This is a genomic window from Zavarzinella sp., from assembly GCA_041399155.1.
GTDB lineage: Bacteria > Planctomycetota > Planctomycetia > Gemmatales > Gemmataceae > JAWKTI01.
The window spans coordinates 309,971-323,639 of sequence record JAWKTI010000001.1 but is presented as its reverse complement, the minus strand read 5'-3'; the positions used below and the strand labels follow the sequence as shown (position 1 = coordinate 323,639).

General features: G+C 45.6%; 3 protein-coding genes. All 3 read right to left on the bottom strand.

All coding sequences use genetic code 11. The features are described 5' to 3' along the window. Positions 1–3 precede the first annotated feature (3 nt). Entirely contained in the window at positions 4–8,886 is an 8,883-nt protein-coding gene (locus R3B84_01420) for a CARDB domain-containing protein (protein MEZ6139205.1), read from the bottom strand. Between the two features lie 83 nt (positions 8,887–8,969). Further along, positions 8,970–12,638, bottom strand: a complete 3,669-nt coding sequence (locus R3B84_01415) for a WD40 repeat domain-containing serine/threonine protein kinase (protein ID MEZ6139204.1) — start codon at positions 12,636–12,638, stop codon at positions 8,970–8,972. Continuing rightward, entirely contained in the window at positions 12,622–13,266 is a 645-nt protein-coding gene (locus R3B84_01410) for a hypothetical protein (GenBank protein ID MEZ6139203.1), read from the bottom strand. The genes R3B84_01415 and R3B84_01410 overlap by 17 nt, the downstream gene beginning before the upstream one ends. Positions 13,267–13,669 lie beyond the last annotated feature (403 nt).

Here is a 13,669-nt window from a genome sequence, read left to right as displayed (position 1 = left end):
TCTCTACTCAGCTGCATCAGTTTGATGGATGATTTCCTTCCTGCGATAATCGGTCAGAGAATCACGATTTGGTTTCGTGAGATTAACAAAAAACCAGTCTTCTCCTCCATCCCCAGATATTTTGTCTTTCGCATGATCATCAAACACCCTTGGTGCGGATCCAATTGTAATCAATTTGGGCAGGGGATCATTGTCCGTTTCTGTTGACAAACGCAAAACACGTTCTTCGTAATCATTCTGGCTGGCCCAATAGCTGAGAATATCAGTTAGGGCAGGGGGATTATTCTCCCATGTAGTGGTGCCACCGATCAGAATATCGTCCCCACTGCCGCCGCGGAGATTATCTTCACCAGAACCACCGATCATCAGGTCGTGGCCATTATCTCCATCCAGCACATCATCACCACTACCACCAATCAGAATGTCGTTTCCTTGATCCCCATGGAGTTTATCATCGCCGGTGCCACCAATTAAAATATCATCGCCAGCGTTGCCGTGAAGCACATCGTCCCCCGCACCACCATCGAGATAATTAAACCCTTTGCCACCGACAAGCTTATCATCACCGTTCCCACCCAGCAAAATTGCCTCCTGCAACACATTTTCTTCCAGGCGGATCAGATCATCACCATCCAGGCCATTTGCCTGAATTTTGCCTGAAACAAAGAATGTGCCAACGACTTCGCCATTGATTTTTACCTTGACCAAATCGCGGCGCAAACGATTGATAATAATATCATCATCCCCGCTGGTTCCCGTCACAATGAGATTGCCATCAACCAGTTCTGCTGTGCCCTCCGTGGGAAGTGCCACTGTGGTGGAAGCCTGTGGAACACTCGGCTGGGGTTGTTCAAAACCAACAAGATCGGTAGCCACCACAAAGAACTGGTAACTGCTTCCATTTGTTCCTGTGAACTCTGCAGAGGTGGCCGTGGTATCGTCCAGATACTTCACATATTCCCCACCATTCTCCGACACGTACACATCGTAATGGGCAACGCCAGACCCACCCACATCATCGGTGCCTGTCCATGAAATGGTAAAGGTTTCGCTTGTCTGCCGTTCGGCTAAAGCATTCATTGTTGCAGATGGTTCCCCAGCATCAATGGTGTTGAAGATCGGCGGCGTCGCGATCGCTTCGTTTACATCGAACACTATGCTGGCCGCAGCATCGATGCGATCACCAGATATCCGATCTGCCTTAGTCCTGATCGAATACCTGACAAATCCTTCGCCTTCGCCCGGTATTACGTTGGGCGGTAAGAAACCCAACAGTGGATTGGCAGGCAGAGCTCCGGTTTCTGGATCCTGGGATTCAAAGATCCAGCGAATCTGTCCGGTAAGCTCATTGATATCTGCACTGACACGTACCAGGATGACACGTGATTCTGTAAGATCCACAATAGTACGGATGCTGTTGCTATCTCCAGGAAGTTGAATCCGAATATCCCCGAACCCAAACTCTTCCAGGCGGTAGGTGCTGAAATCGAGATCGCTATCCAGTGTCTGAGTGATAAACACTTCCTGGGCAGGTGCAGTGGCTTCTGCAATGTTTTCGAAGCGAATGGTGTATTGCAGCGTTTCATCTTGCATCAGGTGGTGCAGATCCCCCACACCGGAAGGGCCTAGAATATCATTCGGATCAACAGCTCGTTTAGCTTGGCCATCTTTGGTTGCCAGGGTAGTTGCATCTTCACCAGATTCTGTAATTTCGACATAATCCTGAACAGTATTGATTACTTCAATGATTTTCTCAGTAGTTGATTTTTTCTCACTGGAAGCTGGTTTCAATTCACGTTGACGCTGGGAACCAGAAGCAGATTGGCCTTTCTGCAATTTTTTCGCTGCAGAAACTTGCTCGATCTCAACAATCCCTTCCAGCACATTCTTGATCAGTGGATGGCATGCAGTTATTCGCTCCATGAAGTCATCTGCTTTCTTAAGCGCATTCGTAATTGCATTGCCCAGTTGGGAACCAAATTCCTGCTGTTGCTGATTGAGTGCTGCCAGTTGGGCATCGATGGCAGTGTTATCATTCCCGCGGTCTTCTGTAAGTTCTGTTCCATCAGGTAGTGTTACCGATTGCAATAGTCCCAAGGCGCTGTAGGAAAGAGTAAACTCTCCCCCGCTGATGTTTTCAATTGATTTGATGAGATAGAGTGTGGTGGGATCATACTCCAAAGTACAAGAGCCACCTTCGGAATTGGTAATGCCCGTAACCTGATTATTTTCGTTGTAAGTAAAGTTGCTGGTCTTTCCATCCGGGGTAGTTAGTGAAGACATTTGTCCTGCGGAATTATAGCCATACCGGGTCATCTCTAAAGAACCCGTTTGAGCGTTTTCAATCAATTGTTCCACCACTTTCCCTTGCGCATCTCTTTTAAACGATTGTATTACGCGAGTTGCGTTTTCCAGAGTAGAAATCAACCCACGCACAGAATTGAAGAATGTGGGAATGAAGACTTCGCCTGTTGAGCGATCCGTATAGCCTTTGTAGGTACCAGTGTTGGAATCAAAATTCTGATCAAAATTCCCCACAGTGAATGTTAAATCAGAACCATTCTGTGTGATTGGCAATAGTGCTGTGGAAACAAATTCGCCTTCTTCATCAGTAGGCACCAGAATATCTACCCCACCAATTGTGGCAACTGTCTTGCCACCAGTGGTTCGCATGGCGTAGTGTGTTGCATCTGCCACGCCTTCACCAAATGACGTGGGGGAAGTGATCTGCATCGAAGGTGATTGCTTGATGGTGATTGCCTTAGAAATGGTATGGCGAATGAGATTTCCACCTTCGATCACTTGATCAATCGTAATGAAATATTCACCAGCAGTCAGGCCGTCAGGTAAAACAAGTGCAAGAGATTCAAAAGAACGACCAGTATTCTCATCAGTAAAGGTTGAAATTTCAAACCCATCGATAGGAACTAAAGTAGTTGCGTTCCCGATAAAGATTTGTGTTATACCTGCAATATTAACTCCAAGAATTTTTGCAACATTTACGACTGCTCCTTCTTGAAGGCAATTATTAGAGATGAGAAATGAACTCATCGGCGGGCCTGAATTGCTAACTTCGGTACTAAAGCCGACAAATTTTGAACCTTCTTCTAAAATCGGAATGAAACCATCGATATCTGCTAGTTCAGAGGCATCTGAAATACCAATTTCAATTTCTTTAAAGTCATCACTAATTTCATCAAAGTTCACGATTGTCACTTTTCGCACGTTGTTCGGATCGATTGACAATCCAAAATAGCTGATCGAGGTGCTAGTATCTGGGCTGCCTTCCTGAAAAAACACCAAATTTCCATCATCATCAAACACTTCAATTTTCGTTCCCGGGGCGAACCCATAACCGTTAAATGAAATTTCCGAAATCAATCCATTTTCCTGCTTGAATTGAACACCCGACACACCAAACTCCGAGAAGTTTTGAACGATCAGTGAACTCATAATCGGCGGACGTGGTGTCAGAAAGCTCTTCAGTTGAAACGCTTTGCGCAGAATAAACTCTTCGCCGGTCCGGTTTGAGAACGGATCGACATGGATATCGTAATCGCTAAGGCCCTCGCCAAGATTGACCGACGACAGATCCACATGCAGTTCATTTTCAGAGATGAACTTTGCAATCACTTCAAACTGTTCACCAGTTTCTCGATTTATCAGGATAATGATGGTGAGTTCAGGGAATTCAACATTGGGATCAGGCTGAAAAAATCCCTCACCTCTAAGAATCAGAATTCCTTGCTCCCCTGAAACCTGGCAGTTGTTGACTAGTTCGTGTATTTGGAATCCATTCAATGAAACCAGAATCTGCTGATCGGTGCGGCCATTCCGGTTGATGAATTCCATTTTATTCGTGCCGTTAGCCAACGAGCTCAAACTGCCAAATCCAGTAGTTTCACCAACGAGTGATTGCACCAGTGTATTAATATTGGTAGTCCCCGGGGCACCAAATTCAGCCAGATCGTTCGCCTTTCTGGCTAATGCGGAATGGAAAGAACCAAATGTATCCCCGACAAGCCCACTCAGACGCGGGGCAAAAAAGTTAATCTGTTCCTCCGTGAATGTTGCCGGAAACAGAGATGTAACGAATTCAGCAGGCAATGGAGTTGCATCATCTAGTTGTTTCACGGTAACTCTGAAAGTTTCGTCATTGGGTACGGTGAAATTGAAGAAAATCGTGCCACTTTCTCCAGGCCGATAGAATTGGCGATTACCTTCCCCAGAATCAACAAAAAAGACTTTCGTCTCGCTCATACAACTGGCGTCGAAGCAGTCATCAAATCCCAATAGCCCATTGGAAATTTCCAGTAAGAAAATGGGTGCTTCGAGATCTGTGTTTGAATTGTTCTTGAAAGTAACCGACCCTGTACCAATACGACCCACCGCAACATCGGGTAAGGTAATGTTTGTACTAAACGATCCAGCTACAGTTGATACTACTTCGTAGCAGTTCCCACCGCAATCAGCGGCTTCTGTGCCCACAATTACTCGCAAATTATATAAACCTGCCGCCTCACCTGTAAGATTGAATGTTGCTTCCAGTTTTTCGCTATCTATCACGGTAACATCAATTGCATCCCGCACAACTACCCCATTTTGGCCAATTAGCTGTACGTGGGCACCTTCCCGATAAGAGGTTCCATTGAGTACTACCGTTGCGTTGCCTAAGTTAGATCCTTTGTTGGAAGTAACACTAGAAATGGTCAATGGCACGTTGAACCAACTAAGGCTGTAATTGGTTCCATCGGCACCGGCACTGGGATTTGCTCGTAAATGCACAAAGTACTTGCGTAATTCATCAGTCTTAAACTGGTGAGTGGCATTTGTCGCCGATACTCTTTCCGATTCAAAGTCAAAGTTCCAGTTGCTGGGCATTTCATCCTGACTGATAAACATTCGGATCGCATCGTTCTTATCCATCACCAGATCGAGCATCGTTGCTTCAGCCTGTGTCAGTTCCAGTTCCCAGTAGAAATTCTGTCCTGCCTTGATGTTTCCTGTAATCGTTTCACCCAACCCCAACTGATCTGCTGTGACAAATGTTTGGCTGGTTGAAGTAGTAACATTGTTGCTGCGGTTTGAATCTGCAATTACTTGATTGACATCGCTGACGATATGCCAGAAATAGTTACCAGGATTGACCCCAGGGATATCTACCGAAACAGTTTCGGAAATGGTGTCACCCTGGGCAATATCTGCCGATTTCGTCACTTCTTTAACTAAAAATGCGAATCTTGGATCGAACGTGGCCGATGAGGAAATATATATGCGATCCTTCCAGGTTTGCCCAACGATTGGTAACCCATTATTGATAACATCGTAACTGAGTTGAACCGCCTGTCCTGAAATTCCATTGGATGCCACAGATGTAATCTGTGGGCGGATATCAAACCCAGGTGCGACAGTGATCACTTGAAGCTCTGTCGCAGTTGCTGTGGATTGAAAGACCTGGGTAATCCCTGAGTTGAGACCTGTATATAAGGCAAAGTCATTCACCTTGCTTGTATAGGTCAGCGGAACATACGCAGAGTTTTCAGCAGGCACATGGCCATTGATTAAATCAAAGTTCGCCACCCCATTGAGAGTACCTTTCCCTGTAATGTTGAGACGATCATGTTCCGTGCCTGGAATTTCACCGCCAATATCGAAGTTCAATGCAGCTGTTGAGGTAAGTTCAATATCACCGGTAATATTCAACTGGGCTGCCGCACCCGTCGTCCCGATATTGATTTTGCCTGCGGAAACAGTTTTGGTATTGGCAAAAGCATCCTTGAATATCAGTGATCCGCTGGCGTTGATTGTCCCAGTGGTTTCGTTCAGGAAAGACGCACCGCGAATGGTAGTTGTCGCACTTGAATTGATGATTCCACTGTTCAAATGATTTTTCGTGGTGCTGCCATCCAGTATCCAGTTCGAGGCAGCATTGATTGTGCCCTGGTTATCAAGCGTACCACGAACAGTGCGTGCACCAGTGCCATTTATGTTGATCGTACCAAGGTTAGTAATCTTTCGCTGTGGATGACCAAGTGTTACTGTAGAAATCGAGGTATTGGTACCAACGTTGATGATACCATGGTTTACAAATCCTTCTGGAGTTTCTACACTGGTTGTTAGGCCAGCGATATCACTGTTGATATTCAGAGTGATCCCATCTGGGATATTTGAAAGTAACCTGATACCTTTGGCATTGATTGTTGTTGTGGAATCCAGATTGGTAGCAAAAGTGATACTTGCTGTATCCACATCGATCGGATCAAGAATGTTTCCTCCATTAAATTCGAATGATCCTCCAAGATATCGAAACTCACCGTTATTCTCGATTGTGCCACCATCCATAAAGAAGCCTTCGGCGTTTGTGCTAGCAATGATCTTACCATCTTCTTCGATGATTACATTTCCGGTATTCGTAAAGAACCCTCGGTAATCTAATCTGCCAGATTCAACAATAATTGTACCTTCATTAAATATGTTTGCTTGGTGAAAAAGTGCAGTCTGATTGCTATGCTGGACTCTTAAAACCCCAGTGGTTGCGTTGGTAAATGTTGCCTGGCCGAGTTCTAATTGCGAAAAGGTATTTGCATTCTCTGGGCTTTGAAAGATGATGGTGCCTTCGTTTCGTAATCCTTCGATTGCATTGACGCTTCCAGGCCCCAGGATCAGTGTTTGTCCTTGTTTGACCACACCTTTGACGCTGCTACCTGATTCCATCACGAAGGTGCCGGAGTTCCCTGCATTTTCGCCTAGTTCAAGAGATTTTGTCACCTGAACAATCCCGTTGATATTTCCGCCAAGGTAGCGAATATCCGCACCACGACCAGCAATCGCTGTGGGATCGATATTCCAGCTACCGGCGAGTTGTTCTATAGTGCCACCTCCCATCTGAGATCCAGCATTCAAATTCAGCATACCTGTGTTCGATAGTGTCCTACCAAACAATAACGTTGCTCTGCCATCCACGGTAATTGTGCCTTCATTTGCTATCGGTGCTTCTAACAACGTTGTTCGATTAGTTGCTTCGAACACAATTTCACCTGTACTACCTACTTTAACTGAACCTGAATTAGTTGACTGTAATCTGCTGTCAGTATTAGCACCAGTGTTATCAATCAGTAGTTTTCCGTTGATTAAAGCAGAATCGTCCACCACAATAATCGGCGGTGTCGTACCATTGCTGACGGCAGTTAGTGTTTGCCCCTGGGCAAGAGTACCTTCCAGCGTGCTGGCACCACGCATCCGAAAATCCTGCGGTGAATTCCCCTGTATGTTCAATTTCGCAGACGTAATTGTCGGATGATTTCCTGAAACTATTCCACTGACATAGGTTAATGTACCTGGGGGATTGGAACCTGCTGTCAAGGTTTCCAGCAATCCGGAATTGGCAATGTCGCCATCGACAATCATTTCACCAAATACTTTGAAAGTGGTATTATTTGCAATGGTACCGGTGTGGTGGAAATGTGAATTTGCCAATACACTCCATTCGCCGCCTGACTGCAACTCGATATGTCCACTGTTCGTAAATGTTCCCCCACTACGTGTAAGTTTTGTTGTGGTGATTGTTCCTGCGTTCGTTGCTGTAGTGCCTGAGAAATCCAGCTTCGTCGTAATTTCAATCATGCCACCAAGGTTATTCTGGATAGATCCATTGGCAACTGATGTAGACGATTCCGTGGTTTTGCTGGGCGCAAATCTTACCAGGCCACTATTCGCGAAGTTTTCGAATGTCGTGGTTGAACCAAGGTTGGTTTGTTTTAAGACAGTCAGCGTCTGTCCCTGTACCAGCGTGCCGGAGACCGTATTCGATTGTCTTAACTGCACATTGGCATCATTCGGTGCTTCAGCAGCGAAATGGGCTGTTCCATTCGTGACAACAATGGCGCGTCCGTTGTGATCCCCACCGGAAATGATCAGGTTCTTGACATGGAAAATCTCGGAGCCTGCCGAGTTTTCGTTAAGTACACCCCCAGACATGTTGAAAGTGCCGTTGTTCTCCAGTCGCACATCACGTTCATTGTTGAAGACTCCTGCGATCTGGTTATAAGTAGCATTTTCGCCAAAGAGCCGTCCTGTCGATGCCACGTTCACCGTGCCATGATTATTCAGTACGGTGCCAACACCATTAATCTTGCTGTTGTCTTCCAGAATGTTGATCGTACCAAAATTATCGACGGTACCCTGCAGAATTGACGTACCGGTACCGCTTCCCATCAGTATTTCGCCATCTGCTTCGTTTACCAGGGTAGAACCTTCGGAAAGTATCAGCGACGCGTTCACATTATTGGAGCCGGACAGAAGAAAGTTGACCAGTCCTTCATTGTGCATTTCGCCATTGAAGTTCAACAATACCGCACCCTGGGCGGCAGATTTCACCAGTTGCACGGTACTAAAATTGGTAAAGTTATCTGCGGATACAGATGAAGTTTTGAGAGCTGTAAATAATCCATTATTCGTAATCTCGCCTGCATTCAGCGTGCCATCCGTCAACCGGATCACTTTGTTGCTTTGTGCGTTCAGTTCGTTGGTAACTGTCAGAGTGCGACCATTGATGTCGAGTTCTGCACTGGTGGAATTCATGGTAATACTGTCAACGACAATATCACTATCAACCCGAACGGTGTAAACCGCACCAGCCATGTCAATAATCGCATGGTCATCGACTCCGGGGGCGTTTAGTGGCTCATCGGTAACCTGTAACGCAGCCTGATCAACCCAGTTTCGGGCATCGGACCAGGATGTACCATCCCCACCCCCATCCCAAAGTAGAACAGCAGGCACCGAGCGGTCTTCCAGATTTTCTACCTTCAGCACAATTTTTGTGCGATTGGCGGTTTGTGGGTTGGAATTTGTTAAAAATGTATGAATCTGCTCAAATAATCCCATGATGATGCTCCGCAACGGGTTCGGAAAGTACCCTTCGCAGACATAAACAGGAACCGTGGGCGATTCCGAAATAAAATTTGGATTTACTGAATATTTTTTCGGGTATGCCAGATTCGATAAGATCCGCGGTCCGATTCGCTGAATATGTACGAACGATCAGGCGGCATCCAGGTTTTTATCACTCGTGGGTGGTCCAATTCCAGCACTTCCTGCTGGGTTTTGGTATCCCACAGAATTATTTTTCCATCCACTGTGGTGGCAATTAGCCGCGAATCAGTGGGAGAAAAACGGACATCCAGGATCGATTTCGTGGGCACTTTGCATTCATACAAATCAATATGGTCAGCTGTATTTCGCACCTTAATCGTTCCAACGCTTGGTACGATCGCGTACTGCGAACCGTCATTTGAAAAAGCGAAAATTGGTGGCACTCTGGTAAGATGGGGTATTTTCTGATGGAGTTCACCTGATCGATCAAAAAAGTAAATCGAATATTCTTCCATTCGATCAGGCCGGCGAGTTGATTCTCGGATAGCACAGACAAACCTGGTGCCATCGGGTGACCATGTTCCCCACGTATTGGGCACAGGAGATGCAAAATCCGGATAGGGAGTAACGGCCAATAGGTGAGTTGAAAGTACATTCATTGAGGATTGATCTAGAAAGACACATTCTTTGCGATGTTGCATGTCGTTCAGTCTGGTCATTTTCAGAAATGCAATTGTTTTTCCACCAGGTGCCACATGGGGCGAATGCCCATCTATCGATAAAAGAACTTTTCGAGAAGAAAGATCGAACCATTTGAGTAGTTTGTTATCCTGCAACAGAATCACTTGGTCGTTCATTAACAACTCAAACCCAGAGCCATCCAGCTCATAAAAATCGGGTTCGGGTTTGCTAAGATCATAAACCCGCACGTGGGGTCTTAATACCATGTCTTCGCCAAAAGTAAAATAGGTTACTGCAAGAAATTGCCTGCCACGAGAGTACTGGATACGGGTAATTCCCTGCATCCTGTGCTGTGGTTTGATATCAAGAGTTTTCACAAGACTGTTATCAGCTGTGGTGCGGAAAGAAAATTCCAGGTGCCGATCCTTCCCACTCACATGTACGATTTCTTTTCCATCCGTTGATATTGCCCCAGTGCAGTAGTTTGAAAGTAATCCATCTTCCGGCAAATTGTTTGTGAAATCAGAATACTGTGGGTGAGTAGTGGGGATCAATTCTATTCCCTGCAGCAATGTTCGCAACATCGCCTTGGAAGCAAGAAATTGTGATTCGATGGTTGCTTTTGGGAGGTAACGGATCACCCGGTGAGTTTCAATGTCCCAAATATAAGGCATGCCGATTTCAAAACGCTGGCCGATATTCAAACTGTCATCTGTAGCCAGGAAATCTTTGATTGCTGGCATCACAAAGAGTTGTTTGCCTGAGGGGAGAAATGAAAACAGTTTGTTATCCTTTAAAGTAACTTCATGTAACAGTTGCAGATCCGGCAATCGAAGAAATTGGATATTATCCTTTGAGCCCAATGCGACACGATTTTCAATCGGATGCACTGCCAGCATCAGTTCCAGACTGTCTGGAATGGTAGAATTGTTGATAACTGTTTTCTTTTGCAAGTCATAAACAGCTACTGTTGCACCTGCTTTGAGGATAAGATAACTGCCATCAGCCGAGAAGGCGAGCGTTTGAACTTTGCCACTGCCTTTTACCTGAAAGGTGGTAACAAGTTCCCCCACAGTGGAATACACTTTCACAGTAATTAGAGGATTGTTCCCCGAACCAGTGCTGATAAGAAACGCAAACTGATCTTCTGTGGGATTGATACACAGATTGGTTGTAAGTGATAAACGTTCTTTGATCGTGATTGGCTTCGGGTGATGATTCTTTTCAAGATTGAAAATATGGATCGACTGAGTATCCCGAAGGATCATCTTGCGTGCAGTATTGCCAAGCGAGAATTCCTGGTACCCACGGGGTGTTGGTTTGTGGGTTGTCTGCCAGGTAATTTGATGAGTAGTTGCATCATATACTGCTAGTTCGCTTTTGTTGGCATCAAAAGTGAGAAAGCTGGTTCCAGCTTGATTTGCCTTCACTTGTGCAAAACGAGCATTCGAATGAATGATCCTGGGCTTTGCCGTAGTGTGGCACCAGTGATACCACTCAAAATCTCTATTGTCTTTGTATCCCACCCTGGGCAAGTGACTCGATAGAATCTGTGTCATTTGACTAAGATTCTGATTTCTCCAGGCGTTCTGTGTCAACAACATATTGGAATTGTAAAGTAAATGACTGTTTTCATCTGCTCGCTGCTGAGATAACTGTTGCTCTGCTTGGATTTCACTCAGCTGATTCTTGATTGTCACCTGACTTTCCGCCAAACTGATGCGGGACTTCATTTCAGCAGTGGCTTTGTGTTCGTATCGTACGGCGTACGAAGCCGAAATCAGCGTACCAAAAATACAGGTGAGAATGATGCCAAAAATCAATGTACTGACAAGTTTGTTTCGCTTACACCAACGCCAGGTCTGATCGAATTTTGTGATCGGGCGGGCGGAAATCGGTCGGTTTTCCAGATAAGCTTCCAGGTCACGCCGTAATTCGTCACACGTTTGATAACGATGAATTCGATTTCGCTCCAGGCATTTCAGGCAGATCGTATTGAGATCTTTCGTAATTGCTGAGTTCAGGTAAACAGGAGCGTTGAACTGACAATCAATTACCTGTCGGATAATCTCAATTGGTGTGGTGCCCACAAATGTTCTGTTACCAGTAATCATTTCATACAGAATAACACCGATTGAAAAAATATCGGTGCGTATGTCAATGGTTTCATTGCCAGTTGCCTGTTCTGGCGACATGTAAGCGGGTGTTCCAAGTATTTCCCCACTTTGGGTGATCGCGGTTTCTTCAAAATCCTTTGCAAGCCCGAAGTCGGTTACCTTGACTCGCGTGCCAACATCCGATGTGGGAGTGTCCAGCAAAATGTTTGCTGGTTTTAAATCGCGATGAATAATCTTCGCGTTGTGTGCAACTTCCAGTGCCTTGCACACTTCTATGACAATGCTTACGCTTTCCCGTAAAGTGGGTGAATGGTGGTCGAGATAATTTGCCAGGCTTCCAGCTGGTAAAAATTCCAGGGCCAGGTAAGGTCGAGCATCAGTTTCTCCCACCGCATAAATGCAGACAATTCGGTCGTCCCGTAGGCGGGCCAGAGAATTGGCTTCTTTCTTGAATCGATCGAGAGCGACTTCATGGCTGCTACCCAAACGATGGAATACTTTCAGTGCAACATCACGGTGAGGTTCTTTTTGTGTGGCTCGATATACAACACTCATCGCACCACGACCCACCACCGAGTGAATGTGGTATCCTGGGATGGTGGGTAAATCTCCTTGAGAATCCTGCGATAATGTTTTCCCCTGGTTGATATTAGTGGAAAAGTTGTTTGCAGATTCTGCCAGAGATTGTTCCTGCCAAAGCCGTTCCAGCGAAAACGCGATCGTCAGCTGATCTTTCAATAGGGGAAATCGGTGAAAATATTCTTCATCACCTGGCGATTCTCCAGTCAGTCGTCGCAGATTTTTTTCACGGATAATCAGTTCAATCATTAGATCGGATGCAGATTCCAAAGCAGGGTGTTCGGCGACAAATGATTCGACATATTTGCCACGGCCTTCCTGAAAACCTTCCGCCTGGCTGCGAACAATTTCTTCCAGATTGAAATCCGTATTATTCAGCGAGTTCATGTTGTTCTCGATACCATCGGTAAACTTCTCGAATGTAATCCGCAGAAATTTCATCTGCCCACAAGTTATTTAACTGTGCGGCAATTCGCTCCCAGGCTTTTGTCAATACGTAGCGTACTTGATCTTCAGACAGTTCAAGACTTTGGCCAATTTCATTAAAACTGGATTTTGCTCCCCACATCCTCGCAATTGTTTCTTCCAGGGTGGTCATTCGTCTGATGATTTCCTGATATTCTTCCACCCAGGCAGCTTTCGTCGATACACCCGGAGCGGTAGGACTCTGATCCAGTGGTGCATTCACACGAAGCCGTACATCTCGTTCTTGTGCGTGGAGATATTCGACTTTGTTCAAGAATCTGTGGTACGCCATTTTTTTTAAGAGTGCCACCAACTGGCTGTTATCATTCAGTTGAATTTCACCAATGTTCAGTTTCATACAGAATCGAAACATTACCGATTGCACGATATCCACGGAATCGTAATGCCGGCGCATCTCCTTATCTGTCAGTAACGCGCGCACTGTCGCACGAACTACTGGGGAATAGTTGTTGATTAACTGAATTATCGCCTGCGTGCTGCCAGTTTTCACTTCAGCTATCAGTGCATGCAGCTCTTCATCGGGGTTCATTTCACACCATTTGGAAATCTCCCCAACCTTATAACAGAAATGCGACGCATTTCCGAAATAAAAATTGTGAAATATTGGAGTTGGATTGCACATTTGCATAGGTAATCCAAACTGATTTCTTTCAAATGCTACCCATTGAAGAATTATCTGGCGCCCACTTCTGCAGTGACTTGCCTAATACTGCTGCTTGTTTCGTTTGGGTATGATTGAGATCACTGAAGTTAAACTCCGTGACAGGTTTTTCAGGCCCCGCGTCCGAAGTAGTTGGGATCGCTGTCCTTAAAGCCACTGATGATGCGGGTTTCCACCGGCTGATGCCCACGCACGCGGAGATCCTCCCAGAAGAGATTGCTGGAATTCTTCTTGCTGCTGCAAACGAGAAGATTTTTCGCGGTCCCACGGG

Bases quoted from the DNA above. Each gene is read 5' to 3' on its own strand.
- R3B84_01420 (MEZ6139205.1), bottom strand. From the start codon at position 8,886: ATGGGATTATTTGAGCAGATTCATACATTTTTAACAAATTCCAACCCA.
- R3B84_01415 (MEZ6139204.1), bottom strand. From the start codon at position 12,638: ATGAACTCGCTGAATAATACGGATTTCAATCTGGAAGAAATTGTTCGC.
- R3B84_01410 (MEZ6139203.1), bottom strand. From the start codon at position 13,266: ATGAACCCCGATGAAGAGCTGCATGCACTGATAGCTGAAGTGAAAACT.